General features: G+C 32.7%; 16 protein-coding genes and 1 tRNA gene. 13 read left to right on the top strand and 4 right to left on the bottom strand.

All coding sequences use genetic code 11. The features are described from left to right. Positions 1–450: 450 nt before the first annotated feature. On the bottom strand, positions 451–1323 hold the full coding sequence (locus ABWU47_RS05980) for a hypothetical protein (protein WP_007550039.1): 873 nt from the start codon (positions 1321–1323) through the stop codon (positions 451–453). Positions 1324–1438: 115 nt separating this feature from the next. Further along, positions 1439–1777, bottom strand: a complete 339-nt coding sequence (gene grxC, locus ABWU47_RS05975; protein ID WP_007550037.1) for a glutaredoxin 3 — start codon at positions 1775–1777, stop codon at positions 1439–1441. A gap of 68 nt (positions 1778–1845) precedes the next feature. On the opposite strand from grxC, the gene ribF reads away from it, so the two are divergent. The 4 genes from ribF to ABWU47_RS05955 are packed head-to-tail and all read left to right on the top strand — an operon-like array spanning position 1846 to position 5927. Continuing rightward, on the top strand, positions 1846–2778 hold the full coding sequence (gene ribF / locus ABWU47_RS05970) for a riboflavin biosynthesis protein RibF (RefSeq protein WP_010082493.1): 933 nt from the start codon (positions 1846–1848) through the stop codon (positions 2776–2778). Then, positions 2775–3251, top strand: a complete 477-nt coding sequence (gene lspA, locus ABWU47_RS05965; protein WP_006279329.1) for a signal peptidase II — start codon at positions 2775–2777, stop codon at positions 3249–3251. Before ribF ends, lspA begins: the two co-directional genes overlap by 4 nt. Positions 3252–3280: 29 nt before the next feature. Next, a complete protein-coding gene (locus ABWU47_RS05960; protein WP_077188226.1) occupies positions 3281–4621 on the top strand; it encodes a M16 family metallopeptidase in 1341 nt (446 codons plus the stop codon). Continuing rightward, complete coding sequence (locus tag ABWU47_RS05955; protein WP_077188225.1) at positions 4608–5927, top strand: M16 family metallopeptidase; 1320 nt, start codon at positions 4608–4610, stop codon at positions 5925–5927. The genes ABWU47_RS05960 and ABWU47_RS05955 overlap by 14 nt, the downstream gene beginning before the upstream one ends. Here ABWU47_RS05955 and purN read toward each other — a convergent pair. Then, complete coding sequence (purN, locus tag ABWU47_RS05950) at positions 5921–6487, bottom strand: phosphoribosylglycinamide formyltransferase (protein ID WP_077188224.1); 567 nt, start codon at positions 6485–6487, stop codon at positions 5921–5923. The two genes, ABWU47_RS05955 and purN, sit on opposite strands and share 7 nt — an antisense overlap. Before the next feature lie 304 nt (positions 6488–6791). On the opposite strand from purN, the gene ABWU47_RS05945 reads away from it, so the two are divergent. Then, on the top strand, positions 6792–7208 hold the full coding sequence (locus ABWU47_RS05945) for a hypothetical protein (RefSeq protein ID WP_006279382.1): 417 nt from the start codon (positions 6792–6794) through the stop codon (positions 7206–7208). Here the strand turns inward: ABWU47_RS05945 and ABWU47_RS05940 are convergent. Continuing rightward, positions 7201–7731 (bottom strand): Na+/H+ antiporter subunit E, encoded by a 531-nt coding sequence (locus tag ABWU47_RS05940; RefSeq protein ID WP_077188223.1) that lies wholly within the window; start codon positions 7729–7731, stop codon positions 7201–7203. The genes ABWU47_RS05945 and ABWU47_RS05940 overlap by 8 nt on opposite strands. Positions 7732–7799: 68 nt before the next feature. Here ABWU47_RS05940 and ABWU47_RS05935 point away from each other — a divergent pair, with 68 nt between their 5' ends. From ABWU47_RS05935 to ABWU47_RS05900, 8 genes are all read left to right on the top strand, one after another. After that, positions 7800–9551: an ankyrin repeat domain-containing protein gene (locus tag ABWU47_RS05935; RefSeq protein ID WP_353285628.1), complete on the top strand. Its 1752-nt coding sequence runs from the start codon at positions 7800–7802 to the stop codon at positions 9549–9551. A 120-nt stretch (positions 9552–9671) separates the two neighbouring features. Beyond that, positions 9672–10121, top strand: a complete 450-nt coding sequence (gene smpB / locus ABWU47_RS05930) for an SsrA-binding protein SmpB (protein ID WP_006279384.1) — start codon at positions 9672–9674, stop codon at positions 10119–10121. 6 nt (positions 10122–10127) lie between these two features. Continuing rightward, complete coding sequence (gene lgt, locus ABWU47_RS05925) at positions 10128–10919, top strand: prolipoprotein diacylglyceryl transferase (RefSeq protein WP_010962823.1); 792 nt, start codon at positions 10128–10130, stop codon at positions 10917–10919. A 690-nt stretch (positions 10920–11609) separates the two neighbouring features. Beyond that, positions 11610–13355: a type I secretion system permease/ATPase gene (locus ABWU47_RS05920; RefSeq protein ID WP_353285627.1), complete on the top strand. Its 1746-nt coding sequence runs from the start codon at positions 11610–11612 to the stop codon at positions 13353–13355. Positions 13356–13716: 361 nt separating this feature from the next. Further along, positions 13717–15156 carry a hypothetical protein gene (locus ABWU47_RS05915; RefSeq protein ID WP_015589193.1) on the top strand — a complete coding sequence of 480 codons (1440 nt, stop codon included), beginning with the start codon at positions 13717–13719 and terminating at the stop codon, positions 15154–15156. Positions 15157–15160: 4 nt separating this feature from the next. Continuing rightward, positions 15161–15769 carry a hypothetical protein gene (locus ABWU47_RS05910; protein ID WP_015589194.1) on the top strand — a complete coding sequence of 203 codons (609 nt, stop codon included), beginning with the start codon at positions 15161–15163 and terminating at the stop codon, positions 15767–15769. Positions 15770–15773: 4 nt separating this feature from the next. Next, positions 15774–16589, top strand: coding sequence for a hypothetical protein (locus tag ABWU47_RS05905; protein ID WP_065094808.1), 816 nt, complete (start codon positions 15774–15776; stop codon positions 16587–16589). Between the two features lie 13 nt (positions 16590–16602). Next, positions 16603–16676 (top strand) — tRNA-Arg (locus tag ABWU47_RS05900). Positions 16677–16742: the final 66 nt, after the last annotated feature.

Here is a 16742-nt window from a genome sequence, read left to right as displayed (position 1 = left end):
AATTATAAACATTAAGAAATTTACTAAACAGAAAAAAAGGCAAAAGAAACCCTAGGGTAGCTAGTTATTCACTATCCATTTTTTAAGTTGGCGTTTTTTTATGTTTTAAATGCTTTATAAGCGCATTTTAGCTTATATTAGGTAAAAACCTAGAAGTTTTATAAAGACATAAGGTGCACATAGTGCAAAAAATTAAACATGATACGCCAGATACGTGAGTTTTTTTGTCATTTAATCTGTACAGAGAAGATAAATAAATAGCTTCAGTTTCATGATAAGGGAGTTGGCGGAGTTTGTCAAGTAAGTTTTTCGCTTCTGCGGGCTACTTGAATAACGGCTACAATGTTCATACAGCTATGTACATAGCTGGAACCCAAAAAAAGAACCAAGTAGCCAAGGCTACTTGGATGACAAAAGGTAATACAAGAAATCTATTGGCTCTCGTATATCTTAGTGAAACTTAACAAGTTTATCTATAGTTTTAGTGATGATTCTTGGAGTATCCGGAGAAACTGCTGAGCTCAGCCTATTTAACCGCTCTATAGCGAACTCGCTATTCTCATTTGCTATGAAATCACATAAAATATTTTCTATATCCTTAGTAACACTTTCATGCTTTCTCAGAGGATGATTATGTGGATACCTACTGATGGTTTTGATACTGGAATACTCAACAAAAGCTTGATCCTTAAAAGCAAGTTGTCTCAATTTCTCTTTGAATTTTCCTTCTTCCTCTTTTGCTAAAAGGCGAGACTTTATCAGTGATTTTATAATCAAATTTATAGCTTGATGTATTTCAGAATGCACTATAACTTTAATGGTATTTTCTTCTACTATACAATCATAAATATTTTTTTCGCTCTGTAACGACTCTATTAATTTCTTGCTACTTTGTGAATTCAATTCCAAATTCTCCTCACTCATAGGAGTTATTATGAAGGTGTTCTTACTCACTCTGATGTTAAATTGTGGAGAGCCTTCAGAAAAGGAAAATGCTACATCCTTAAATTCAAGTGCATGATTGTATGCAGCAAAAAGGGTGTGTGCTATAACACTGCTGGGCACCTTCATTCCATGTTTACTCAGGTGGTTCAATACATTTTCAACCTCATGATATGTAAAGTCTGTATCTTTTAGCAATTCAACAACTTCTATGCCGTTGTGTTGTTTATACTCTATTCTCACTTCTTCTGTAAAAAGTGTTTTAGCTGCTATATGTTTATCAAGCACTGTGAAAATCTTGATGAAATTCTCTAAATCTTGTTTGTTAACTAATTCGATACTAATTAAGTTTCTGCTAATAATTGAAATATTTTTTGTCATTTTTTCCCACTAAAAAAACTCACTGAATGAATTGTATTTTTAATTCATTAAGAATTGTTTAAAGTGAGCATACTAGTTTTCATTTACGTATTACACGACAAAACAAGATAAAAAGTTACATAAAATCATCATGTGGTATAACACACTCTCCACATTCATCATTGCTGTTTGTGTAGGTTGTGACATCAGTGTGATTGTCATTATTATTTAGCATATCATCCAACTTTCCTTCTTTTTCAAGATCCATCAATTTGTCACACCCCCCAATGTGCTTATCGTTGATAAAAATCTGTGGAACTGTTCTAACGTTATACTTTGATTTTATGTCGTTAAATAGATCTGAGTTTTTGAGCACATCAATTTCTTCATACTTCACACCTTTTTTATCTAGTAAATCCTTTGCCCTTATGCAGTATGGACAGCCCTTCTTTACATATATCACAACATTTTTCACAATTTATCTCCGTAGCTTACTAAAATATAGTTATTATATATAAGAAACATGTAAAAACATCAAATTGTATGAAAATTATTTATAATTGTGAGCAAGGGATAGAAAATAATATAGCACTAACCTTCGGAAATTTCGATGGCATTCATTTAGGACACGAGTTTGCAATTTCTACTCTAAAGAAGGTAGCACAAGAAAGAGGATTACCCTCTGCAGTTTTAACTTTTGAGCCTCACCCATCAACTGTTTTATTTGGTAGAAACAATTTTAGGTTAATAGACCAAGAACAAAAAAAGGAACTAATCAGCAGCTATGGTATAGATTACTTATATATTATTAATTTTAATAGAGGTTTTTCTGAGGTTAGCTGCGATGACTTTATCAGTGAGATTTTAATAGATAAATATGGCGCTAAACACATAATTGTCGGAGAAAATTGCACTTTTGGTCATAAACGATTGGGTAATATATTAACTCTAGAGAAATATTCTGAAATATATGGATACTCTTTGACTAAATTAGAGCCATTAACAATTGACGGCAAAATTTGCTCTTCTTCTTCAATAAGGGAGTATGTACAAAGGGGCGAAATAGAAATTGCTAATAAATTGCTCGGCAGGCCTTATCAAGTTTCTGGTGTTGTGACAAAAGGTGCATGTAGAGGTAGAGAAATAGGATTTCCAACCATAAATATTCCTATAGAAGATTGCATGATAAAACCTAAGTTTGGCACATATTACGCTAGAGTGACTTTTCCTGATAGTAATCCAAATTGGTTATATGGAGTAGTCAATATTGGTATGAGACCTACTTTTAAGGATCTGAAAAAGCCTATAATAGAAATGCACATATTCGATTTTGATGAAGACGTATATAGTCATAAAGTCAATATACAACTTTTAAAATTCATAAGGTCAGAAAAAAAATTCCATAGTATTGAGGAGTTAACAAAACAGATAAATTATGATATACTTAAAGTTTATAGGTTAAAGGCAAATTTATGAAAAAGTTATGCTTAGTTGTTATATTAATTATAGTATTGATTGACCAAACGAGCAAATTGTACATAAACTCATTGATTGATGAAGGAGAATCAATTGAGATCGCTAGTTTTATAAAACTAGTTGAAGTTTGGAATTCAGGTATTAGTTTTGGAATGTGTAGCGCTTTACCACATGGCGGTTTCTTTTTTTCAGCATTTTCAATACTAATAATTGGTATACTTGCATATTTGATATACAAGTCTGACGATCAGTCAACTTACCTTGGTTTTTCTCTGATGATTGGTGGAGCAATCGGAAACGTAGTTGATAGGATCTATTGGGGAGCTGTATATGATTTCATATATTTTCATATTGATGATTGGTATTGGCCAGCCTTTAATTTAGCAGATTTATCTATAGTTTGTGGAATGTTTACATTGTTATATAAGTGGTATATATACGATATGCTTATTTCTAAACAAAATGAGGAATAAAATAATTGTTTTTATATTAGGTCGAAATAATGCTTCATAAGTTTTTTAGTTTTCTTATACTACCTGTACTTTTTTTTACTTACCCAATTTCTTCGAATGCTTTAAACATAGAGCACAACATAAAATATACTAAACTCAGTAACGGACTAGATGTTTATGTTGTTTCTAATCATCGGATTCCAGCCGTTTTACATGCAGTAATATACAAAGTTGGGGGAATGGATGATCCAATCAGCAAAGCAGGATTGGCTCACTACTTTGAACATTTAATGTTTGAAACTACAGGAAAGTTCACAGATATAGAAGCCACTATGAGTAGCATTGGGGCTCAATTTAACGCGTTTACCACTAAAGAGTATACTTGTTATTATGAGTTAGTCCCCAAAAAAGATTTACCACTGGCAATGGAAGTTGAAGCAGATAGAATGGGCAGCTTTAATGTTACTCAAGACAAAATAGATAGAGAAAAAAACATTGTACTGGAAGAAAGAAAAATGAGATTTGATAACCAACCTCATAACTTGTTGTGGGAAGAAATGGATAGTGCATTTTACCGTAATGGCTATGGTAGATCTGTTATTGGCTGGGAGAGCGATATCAAAACTTACAATCAGGATGACATAGTGAGGTTTCACGATAGTTATTATCACCCTGGTAATGCAATATTGCTGATTGTGGGTGATGTGGAACTTGATGAAGTAGTGAAATTAGCAGAAGAAAAATATGGCGAAATTAAAGCTAAGCCTGTAATGAGAAATTACCCAAATCAGGATCCAGTGCATAATGCAGGTCTATCGGTGACCTTAGAGAGCACTGAAGTAAAAGAACCAGTTTTATATTTTCGTTATCGTGTACCCTTATTTGAGCATATAAATGAAGCTTCCGCTGCTCATTTAGCGGTTGAAATTTTAGGTGGCGGCAAATCCAGCAAACTGTATAATGATCTGGTTTTAGATGAAGATGTGGCAGTATCAGTGTTTGCTTATTATAATAGCCTAGCTTTTAGTGATGGCTACATTGATATTCAGGTCATTCCAAAAAGCGGAGTTAATTTAGATATTGTTGAAAGAGAGTTAGATAATGCTATTAATAACTTCATGTCTAAAGGAATAACGGATGAGGAGTTGCAAAGCTCGAAATATAGATACAAAGCAGCACAGTTTGATAATCTATCTGACTTAACTCATATAGCGATGTTCTATGTGCCACACCTTGCACTTGGTATTCCACTTGATGAAATAGATATTTCATATAGCAAAATAGATGATGTTAATTTAGAGGATGTAAATAACAAAATTCGTACTATCTTTTCTTCCAATAAGTTAATTGGTCGTTTATTACCAAAAGGAGATAACAATGAGAATAAGTAAATTTGTACTTCTGTTTTTTTTCTGCCTAAGCTTTAATTTACAAGCAAGTGGTAGCTTAAATATAGAGGAGGTCACTACCCGTAAAGGATTTAAGTTTTTATTTGTCGAAAACTGTGCTTTACCAAAAGTTTCACTGAATATATCATTTAAAGATGCAGGTTATGTGTATGAGAGTGCAGAAAAACAGGGGCTTGCTTGGTTTACTTCTCTTGTAATCCAAGAAGGGGCAGGAGAAAATGACGCTAAGGATTTTGCAAAAAAACTGAAGATCAAAGGAATAAATTTACTTTTTTACCCCGATTTAGAAAGTTTCGGAGTGTCATTAGAAACTTTGTCTGAAAATTTAGAAGAAAGTATTTCACTACTTAGCGATGCTATAATACGTCCTAAAGTTGACCCTGAAGGGTTGAATAAAGTTTTCGAGAAAGCCAAAGTTGATTTTAATAATCTTGAAAAAAATCCTTATTTTGTTGCTGGAAAAGAATTAGATACGTTATTGTTTAAAAAACATCCTTACTCAAAAAGTGTGTACGGTACTCTTGATACTATAATGAGCATTACTAGAGACGATGTTTTAACATACATAAAGCGTAATTTTGCTAAAGATAACATAGTTATCAGTGTTGCTGGTTGTGCAAAAAAAGAAGAAATTATTACGCTATTAGATAAATATTTATCTAAATTGCCGTCAAAAAGATCAAAAGTGAGAAAAATACCTGTGAAAAATGATTTTGGTTCTGCAGAAAGTAAGAACATTTTTATGGATATACCACAAAGTGTGATACTTTTTGCTCAAAAAGGTATAGCTTATGAAGATCCAGACTACTATAATGCTCAAGTTTTGGTTAATGCGCTTGGTGGTATGGGGCTGAATTCAGTGCTGATGAAAGAGCTAAGGCAAAATCTTGGAATTACTTATGGTATTAGTGCCTCTATGGCTAGTTATACGCATGCAAATATTATAGCCGGAGGTTTAAGTACTGATAGCTCTACTGCCAGTCAATCCATATCTGCAATAAGAGATACATTGAGCAGGATAAAAAAGGAAGGAATTGATGAACAATTATTTAAAGATACAAAAATTAGTATGGTAAATAATTTTATCTTTTCCCTATCTAATAACGCAAACACAGCAGTGTTCTTGGCTAGTATGCAGGTACGTAATCGCGATATTAATCGTCTAAATAATTTTGTAAGTCTCATTAATGACGTAAAGCTAGAAAAAGTAAACGAGCTGGCAAGTTCTTTACTGGAACCCGAAAATTTATTTTTCGTTGAAGTTGGAAAAAACGCTCAGGGTCAATAATTAATACTTTCTGCTATTGATCTTACTGCTTTTACATAGCACTTATGCTCCTCAGCTAGAATGCGTTCTGAGAGGCTTTGAATATCATCAGCTAGTAACACTGGCACAGCAACTTGAGCAATTATGGCTCCAGCATCAACTTCAGGAGTGACATAATGTACAGTACAACCTGTAATTTTTACACCTGCTTTTAGAGCTTGCTCTTGAGCGTTTAGGCCTTTAAAAGACGGAAGTAAAGAGGGATGAATATTTATCACCTTGTTATGCCATTTACTCAGAAAATCAGCTTTGAGAATTCTCATAAACCCTGCAAGGCAAATTAAATCAACCTTATGTTGAACAAGTATTTCGTGAATTTTACCAGCATCAAGCGGTTTATCTTTAACAATAAACGCTGAGATTCCTGCTTGCTCTGCTATTTTCAGACCAGCAGCTTCGCTATTATTTGTGATAACACATGCAACTTCTGCGGAAAAATTCTGATCTTGACATGCTTCTATTAAGGCCTGCATATTCGACCCCCTACCTGAAATTAGTATTCCGAGTTTTATCTTTTTCATTATAGCACAGTTAGTTTAGAATTTAGTTAATACTAACAAAACAGCTCAAAAGGAAAACTTATTTTATAGCAAAGAAGGCAGACTAAACTCTTTATATAAGTGGACCTCTAATTTTGGACCTCACTGGACAACACAAAATAACGAATAGCCCCATGTATCCAGCTAAAACTAGCTTTAATGCTTAGATATTGTGCTATTTTTGTATAATATACCACTATAAGTATATATTTTTGTAATCGCGTTATTATTTATTTAACAAAGTATTAGTATAATTTATTACACTGGATTAAATGGAGAAAGTTCAATGAGTAAATTACCGAACAATGCAAAAATAGGTAAATCTCAGGTTACTCAGTGGGAGGTAATAAAAAATTGTGAATATGCTGATAATTGCTTGTCAAAAATAGTAACTTTGTACGTTATTAGAATAACTCAGCTATCAGATTTTTATACGAGTGACGAACCTGAAATTAACACTGTTTTAGCAAGAATAAGCGTGACAAGTGAAAATGTATTTTTAAACAAGGCTACTACTATTGAAGTTATGGAAGGTATTTTTCCGTATAAATTTAACAGCAAGAAGAGAAATAACATATTAAGGTTAGAAGATTTATATAATTATTTATGTTCTATTGTTAATAATAGCCTTCCAAAAGAAATGCTTGAAAGTCTTGTAAGGGAATATAAGGATGCTGTTAACTTATTTAAAGCAATTACTTAACTGAACGTAGTATTTTTAAGATTTTGTTTTCTATTTCAGAAATGCCGCTTTCAAGGTTTTTATCTATCAAGCATATGGTAGACAAATACGTTTTTTGCTTGCTTTCAACATTGATAGTTAAAGTTCCGGGAGTGATTGTGACTGAATTGGCAAATAACGCAATGCTTTCGTCATTATGCCCTTTGCATTTTCTTAGGATAATAATCGGTTCAAGCTTAGATTTGAGTTGTAGCACCTTTTTTGTTACATAAACACTTGATAAAATGATTTGGTACATTAACCACGGTATATAACTTACTAACTTATAAAACGATAGTCTACTCGTACTATTTAAAATCTGGCTAAGAGCTCTTTCAGCGTTTATCAACCTTCTAAAGATAAACGATGTGAATATAGAGGAAAACACTCCACAAAAAATAAAAAACGGCTCAAAATAACCAGACAATACAGTCCATAGAACAAATAAAATTATAAATGACAGAGAAAAAAACTTGATTTCCTTCCTAAAGTTGAGGTTTTTCATAGTCTGTAATATAACTTAAATGACTCTTTAAGGAAAGATAATAACGAATATTTAGGTTCTTGACTTCTATGTTGAAAGATATAACAACTAAGTTATGTTTTTTAAGTGAGGAAGTTATGAAATATGACAAATTTATGGAAATATTAAAAAAAATAAATGACCTTTCAGATTTGAGCAAGGACAATATAGTTGAAAAAATAAAAGCTAAGTTACAAGAAGAAGATCCAGATTTATGTCAAGAGCGGGAAAAGAGTAAACCTGACAACGATAGTGGATCTGACATAAATTACATATTTACTATATCTTGTGGTCAAAATTCTAAGAAAGTCAAATTGTTACATCTTGCTTCTTATTGGAACTATGCAAATGTAGCAAAAGCTCTGATTGAAAACGGGGCAGATATTAATGCAGAACATGATAATAAAATTACTCCTTTACATATTGCTGCTCACTATGGCCACAAAGATGTAGTAACCATTCTAACTGGAAAAGGAGCAATTGTTGATGCAAAAAATGGTGATGGATGGACTTCTTTACATTTTGCTGTTGAAAAGAACCACGAAAATGTAGTAAACACTCTAATTGGAAAAGGAGCAAATGTTAATGCAGAAAATGATAAAGGATGGGCTCCTTTACATCTTGCTATTACAAATGGCCACAAAGAGATAGTACAAGTTCTATCAAAAGCAGAAGGAATCAACGTTGATGCAAAAAATAGTGATGGGTGGACTCCTTTACATCTTGCTGCTGCAAATGGCCGCGAAGATATAGTAGAAACTCTAATTGAAAAAGGAGCAGATGTTAATGCGAAAGATCATTATAAATGGACTCCTTTAACATTTGCTTCTCAAAAAGGCCATGAAGTGGTAAAAGGAGCTCTATTAAAGGCACAAGAGAACATCAAAGCTTTGCTTTCAGCTGTTAAACATAATAATGAGGAGGAGGTGAAAAACCTATTAAATAAAGGAGTAAACGTTAATGCAAAAGATGATGATGGATGTACTCCTTTACATCTTGCTGCCAGAGAGGGCTGCGAAGATGTAGTAAAAATTCTCATTGCAAAAGGAGCAAATGTTAATGCAAAAGATGATGATGGATGTACTCCTTTACATCTTGCTGCTGAAAATAACCACATAGAGGTAGTAAAAATTCTAGTTGAGAAAGCAGATGTTAATATAAAGGATGCTGATAGATGGACTCCTTTGCATGTTGCTGCTGAAAATGGCCACGAAGATATAGTAAAAACTCTAATCGCAAAAGGAGCAAAGGTTAATGCAAACAATGGTGATAGACGTACTCCTTTACATCTTGCTGCTGAAAATGGCAAAATAAAAGTGGTGGAAGTTCTGCTACACACTGAAGCAGACCCTTCATTAAAAGATGTTGATGGAAAAACGCCAAGAGACCTTACTAAATATCAAGGTATAATTCAGCTTTTAGAGGAAGCGGAAAAAAAGCAAACGTTAAAAAATGAGAATAAAAAAACGCCAAAGGATCTTACTGAAAATAAAGATGTAATGCAGCTTCCAGAGAAAAAGGAAGAAAAACAGGTTGGAAAAAATGCAATTGTGAAAGAAAAAGAACAATCTGCAAAAAATGCAATTGTAAAAGGTGTTATTGTGTGTTTTGTAACTGCAGTGATAGTTGGTGTTGCACTTGCATTTGCTACTGCCCTATCTGTACCAGCAATAATTGGACTAGCTGCAGGATCTGCGCTCATAGTTGGTGCTGGTCAATATATAATGTCAAAGCCTAAAACTGAAATGAAAGGAGTAAAGCAGGAACTTGTATCTGGAAAGGCAAAAGAAGTACTTACTTGATTTTTGTTATCCTGTTGCTATCAGACTAGCCTGGCACCTTATATTTATTGGGATAACTGTTTTATTATGAACTAAGTCAAAAACTCTGTAATATATTGAAGCTTAAAGATATCTTTAAATATGGAAGTTATTGCAGAAAATAGGAAAGCAAGGTTTGAATATTTCATCTTAGAAGAATTTGAAGCGGGTATGGTCTTATTAAGCAGTGAAGTTAAATCGCTAAGAGAAAGAAAAGTAAATATTTCCGACGCCTATGTTGTTGAAAAGAATAGCGAAGTATGGCTGCACAATATGCATATTGCAGAATATAAAGCTGCGAACCGAAAAAATCATAAACCAAAAAGGGAACGTAAATTACTCTTGCATAAACAGGAGATAAATAAACTAATTGGTCAAATCAAGACTGCTGGGATAACTGTTGTGCCGCTTTCGGTCTATTTTAACGATAAAGGATTTGCAAAAACTAAAATTGCCATTGTAAAAGGAAAAAAACTCTACGATAAGAGAGCAACCATAAAACAGAGAGAGTGGGATCGTGAAAAAAGTAGATTGTCTAAGAATAATTTATAGCAAAATATGTCTTTAAATCCAGTAATTTTCAGCATCGGTCCTGTTTCTATATATTGGTATTCCTTAGCCTACGTTTTGGGTATAGTGTTTGCATATTGGTATTTACATAAGCTAGATGACCAAAAAATATTTACTAAGAATTTTTACGATTCGTTATTAACAGCCACTATTGTAGGTATTATCCTTGGAGGTAGACTTGGCTACGTATTGATATATGATCCAGTTCTTTATATAAGCAACCCTATTGAGATATTGAAGACCTGGGAAGGAGGGATGTCATTTCATGGTGGTGCTATAGGAGTTTTGCTTGCAGTAATAATTTCGTGTAAAAGACATAATATCCCTACATTTTATGCACTGGACCTAGTTTCTTGCGGAGTTCCCATAGGTTTATTTTTAGGTCGCATAGGCAATTTTATAAACGGAGAGTTATTTGGCAGAGTTACAACTATGCCATGGGGTATGGTATTTCCAGAGAGTGGTGATAATTTGCTGCATCATCCAAGCCAGCTTTATGAGGCACTTTTTGAAGGACTGCTACTTTTTGCAGTTGCAAATTCACTGTTTTTCTTAACTAGAATAAGACTGTATCACGGTGCGTTAACTGGTATTGCAGTTATGTGGTATGGAATAGCACGTTTTTTCGTTGAGTTTTTTCGCGAACCAGACTATCAAATTGGCTATTTGTGGCTTGATTTAACTATGGGGCAGTTGCTTTCTATACCTATGGTTTTGCTAGGAATGCTTGTATATCTAGGCGCATTAAATTTAAAATTTAATACGAAATCTGTCACATAGAGAAAAGGTGAGTTCAATAGAAAAATGTAGCCAGAAGCCCCACATTATGCACAATTGTACGAATTTTCTGCGTTGCAGTAGAATGAATCGGTGGGCTTTGTTGCATCGCTAGCTATGATGGATTAAAGATAAAAAAGGTGGAGAATATCAGTAGCTTATTATTCTGGTATTTACAACAAGAACGGTCAGTGAATACCTAAATTTGAGTAAAAGAAATTTCACTACCACTCACTAATCCGGCTAAAATTCAAGAATTTCAATGCTTTAGCTATTTTCAATAGAATTAAATTTATTAATATAAATAACAAATTACTATTCTTAAATTTGATCAGATTGATTGCAAAAAAACAAGATTTTCAATAAGTTGCTTATAATCCTAATTATAGTTAGCCTTTCATAAGTAGCGATGCAACAAAGCCATCCCAGTGTCAGCTACTTTCATGACACCATTTGCTGTGCAGTTTACCTTCAAAAATGAATGTTCGTACAGCTATGGAATGAATCGCGGTATGACGTAGCTTCGCTATAGGCAATGAAGGAAATATTAACTATACTTCTTTTTACCATTGTTTATATTTCCTATTCACATATATTAATATTTTACTCACTTAAAGTAAGCTAACTACCGTTATTAATATTTTTGTAATAAAAATTGTATATGGTGCATGTAATCAAATTAAGAGGAAGATTGTGGAAATTACGCCATCAATAAAAAAAGAATTGAAGCAAAGTACTCTATATATTTGCCTAGAAAAATGCAAAAGTGCATTTTGGTTTATCTTTTGGTTTAGTGCGGGAATCAATTTATTAATGTTATTCCTACCACTTTATACCTCTCAAGTGCTTGATCGGGTGATATCGAGCGAAAGTGTATCAACACTAACTATGCTGACAATTATCACTTTATCTGCATTTGCATGTTCTGCAATGCTTGAAACTTGTCGATATTTAGCCATGGCAAAAATAGGTGATTGGATCGATAAAACTGCAACACCAGATCTGATAGCAAGGTCAATCAGGCTAACGTCAGTGCAGAGCTCAACTTCAAGTGGTGAAGCAATACGAGATCTCGGAGTGATAAAAAATTTCATTACAGGAAATGGTATATTCTCACTGTTTGATACTCCATGGTCGTTAATTTACCTTGTTGTGATTTTCATGATACATACCTCCACGGGGTTTATAGCTATTACTGGAATTATTATATTAGTCTCTATGGCAATATGGAATGAACTTGCCACTAAACGAATATTACAAGAAACCAACGAAGAAACTATACGGAATATCAATGCTATAGATGTTGCAACAAGAAATGCAGAAGTGGTTGAAGCTATGGGCATGTCAGAATTCATAGTCTCTGATTGGTGTAAACGAAATGATCAGAACCGAGCAATGCAAATTAAAGCACAAAATCGCTCTAATGTAATTACTGGAATCACTAAATTTTTGCGCTCAACTCTGCAAATATCAGTGATTGGAACAGGTGCATTACTTGCAATCACAGCTCATAAGACTGCCGGTAGCATCATCGCTGCTTCAATTTTAATGGGTAGAGTATTAGCACCATTTGATGCTGCGGTTCATACTTGGAAGTTTTTAAATCAGGCTAGAATGTCATATGGAAGGCTACAAAGACTTATATTAACATCGCCAAAAAGAGAGCAAACGATGGCTCTACCAGAACCTGAAGGAAAATTGGAATTTGATAGAGTATTTTTTACTCCTTATGGAAGCAATAAGCCGACAGTAAAAGGAATATCATTCATTATAGATCCTGGAGATGTAGTTGGTGTTATTGGTGCAAGTGCTTCTGGTAAATCCACTATCGCAAAATTAACTGTTGGTGTATGGAAGCCAATATCTGGTGTAGTCAGACTAGATGGCGCTGATGTATATACTTGGAATCGGGAAAATTTTGGTAATTATGTTGGCTACTTACCTCAGGATATTGAGTTATTTAACACTAGTGTCAAAGCTAATATTGCTCGCATGAGGCCAGATCCAAATCCTGAAGAAATAATCAAAGCAGCAAAAATTGCAGGAATACATGAACTAATACTAAGCTTACCAAATGGATATGATACAACAATAGGAGGTCCTGGAGGAGTAACGCTCTCTGGCGGCCAAAAACAGCTTCTTGGACTTGCCAGAGCTTTTTATGGTCACACAAAACTTTTAGTACTTGATGAACCAAACGCTAACTTAGATAGCAATGGAGAGGCATGCTTAATTAATGCAATTGGCATTGCAAGAAAACAAAATACTACTACTGTTATCATCACTCACAAGCTACCGTTATTGTCCGTAGTTGATAAGGTGATCCTCATGTCAGATGGTGTCATTTACGCTATGGGACCAAAAGATGAGATTTTGAGCAAATTAGTTGCTCCATCATCAAGTACCACAGAAGATGAGCGCTCTTCAGCAAATGGTTAGTTTACTTACAATAAATTCTGTATCTGAAATAACAACTGTTCCAGAAAAATATATATTTCTTTACCATTAGAAATAATATTACAAGAATAGTAAATAGATTAATAACTCTTATTAATTAAAGTCAATCGGCAGATATAGCTAAAGTGGCTTAGGTTTACCTACAATTTGAAAAACAACAAATTCGTCTTAATGAATTTTCTTAATTTGTTATCTAAACAACTTAATATTAGTGGTAATTTTATAAAAAAATTATAATATAAATAATGTTGCTGCGAAAATTTATAACAATATTTCCCTCTAACGTTTAATGAATTTCAATAAATTGCCTTTTTAATTCTAGATAAGTATATGCTTTGTTAATATGTTTAGTTCAAAATCCAAAAGTAAGTTTATGCTTTCTATTGGAGAAGAAGGCATAATGTTACTATATTTTAAAAATAATACTTTAAATAAAAGGTATTTTGTTAAGGGCAAAAACGATAAAGCAGTTTCCGATTTAATTTCATGTCTTTCGTCAGATAAAAAAGCACCTTTATACCTGGTGCTTAATCATGCAGATCAAAATTACTCGCTACAGTTTATTACAAGGGCAAACAAGATTAGTGCCTATCTATCAGCAAAAACAAAGATGGAGCATTTTTCTCGTAATAATGACATAAGTTCAGTTTTTTTGGTTGAGAAGCCAAACAAATTCAATCAAAACTGGTGCTATCTTCTTGTTTCATCAAAAGCAAAGCATTTAGTAGAATATTGGTTGAATGTGTTTATTGAGATAGGCTCCAACTTTAAGGGAATATTAATGTTTCCTATAGAAATAAGTAATATAACAAAAAAGATTCTACATAAAGATCCTAATAATTGGAAAATTATAGTTGCTGCAACTAAAACGGGAGGCTATAGACAAGTGGTTCTTAAAGAGAATAAAATGGTATTTACGCGCTTAACATCATTTACTAATGATAATTTACCAGGAATTATCGCTGGTGGAATATATCAGGAAGTGCAAGATACTATTCGATCCTTAACTAAGTTTGGGTTTGAAAAAAATAACCCTATCGACCTTTGTATCATAGTGTCAGAAGATATCAAAGCTAGTTTATCAGTCATAAATTTTTCAGAGAACAGTGTGAACATATTAACTCCATATGAGTTAGGCAAACTATTAGGAGCAGAACTAGCTATAAGTGAAAAAGATAACTTTTGCGATACCATAATTTTGTTTCATAGCTTTAAGAATAAATTAGCAGCTATTTTTAATACAAAGGAAACTAAAGAATTTTATCTATTCAATTACCTTTATTTAAACTCTCCTCGAATTTTTCTATACTTCGCCCTGGTTTTAGTTATAACAAACACCCTTTGTTTGCTAAATTTGTATTCAAATTTCAATGTCGCTGATAATTTATCAGCAAAGCAGAACACCTTAAATAACCAATTAACAAAACTTAGCCAAAGCTATAATGTAAAAAAAATAGATGAAATTTATGATTTTATTAATATCAATAATATTTTATCAAAAATAGAATACTCTCCTCTTACACAAGTTAAGTATGTAGAAAAGTTAAAAATACCAGGTATAGAGCTTCGATCATTTGAATGGAATTATAATGAGGCAAAAAGTTATATTACCACAACTTTAAAGTTTAATTTTCAATCCGGTAAAAATATTTCTCATCAATACGAGAAACTACGAAAAAATTTAAACGATAATTTTCGTACCTATGACATTAATATTTCTAGCTTACCTGCTGCTAAAGAGCAAAATCTATCTATTGATGTTGAAATAGGAGAGGCAATGTAGATTAATGACTATCTCTCAATTAAAAAGAAAAGCTACAATTCAGTTTATATCGTATTTGTTATTATCTGTTGGATTAATAGGGTTATTAACATATGTTGTTATCTATAACGAAAAGATTTATAATAAAAACCAAATTGCGATTGATAAAATACGTTCTATTAATTTACAGATTACTGGAATTCAAAAAAAGGAAGTTGTTCTAAATAAAAACCTAGATTTATGGAAAAAAATTTCTTCTTCAAATTTACATAGTAGCAGATACATTGCAAATTTAAATTTCGAGCTTAGCAAGTTATATAAAAAGCACTATATATTAGAACCTGAAATATCAATTTCTATACCCGAAGAAGTTGAGCTCCACAACAAAAGTGAACGCACAAAAGTAATAAAAAGTGAAGTGGTCCTAAATTTAAGCTCAATCAGCGATAAGCATATTTTTTTATTTCTACAGTCTATTCCAAATCTGCCCGGTTATGTTATGATCAAATCTCTTATTTTAAATAAGCAGAGAAATATTGATGCTGCAACTATGAATCAGATTTTGAATGGTAATATGATAGAGATAGTGAGAGCTAATATAGTCTTTGATTGGTATACTATATTAAGTAGATAAGGTGATGAACATAAAGCTGTTTTTTATTTTTACGCTACTCATTTCCAATGTTAATGCATATTGCAGTTGTGAAGATATCATAGAAAGCATAGAAATTTGTAAGGAGTATTCTTGCCGACAATATATTGGCAATGAAGATTTTATTGAGCATAAAATATTAGGATTAAATAGTGGAAATTTATGCGTATATATAGAAAAACAAGGTAATGATGAAATGGTTTGTCATCATTCTCAGTATGGAATGATGATAGAAAAAAGATATTTTGAAAGTATTCTTAAAGTTGGCAATCAAGAAATCGACGATTTTATTGATATAGCAAATTTGCGTGCAAAAGAGTGTTTCTTTATCAACAATCAAAAACTAAGCTATACAGATCGGGACGATATAATAAGAGAAGCAGTGGAAAGTGACTTTGACGTTTTGTCACAATATAGTAACGTAAAAAGCATTTTTTTTGATGAAGAGCCAGTTAATAGAATGGTCAATGAAATGGAAAAGTTCAATTTACGATCTTCAAGAGCTGTAAAAGAGGAGGTATCAGATAATTTCAACTGTAAGGTAGTGAGTTTAGACTCAATTTTATATCTTTCTCCCGATACATGGAAAATATGGGTAAATGGAAAACTGTTTATAAATACCAAGGATTTAAAAGTGCACTCAGTCACTGAAAATTATGTAACTTTTGTATGGACCGTAGATCAAAAAGCAATAAAAAAGCATGCGAATGATTCTCAAAATGTATATTTTGGATATGGGAGTATTATGTTTACGCTTTATCCAAAACAAAAATTTGACTTGGATGGCTTATCTATTAAATAACTTAAATATATATGCGCTTGTAGCTCAGTTGGATAGAGCGTTGCCCTCCGGAGGCAAAGGCCGTGGGTTCGAATCCCTCCAAGCGCACTTTTAATTAAATTTGACAATAGTATTTTCACATAAGATAATAAAAGGATTTATTTAGAGCATAAT

The organism is Wolbachia endosymbiont (group A) of Gastracanthus pulcherrimus, assembly GCF_964028265.1.
Lineage (GTDB): Bacteria > Pseudomonadota > Alphaproteobacteria > Rickettsiales > Anaplasmataceae > Wolbachia > Wolbachia pipientis.
This window is presented reverse-complemented; position numbering and strand designations above follow the sequence as displayed.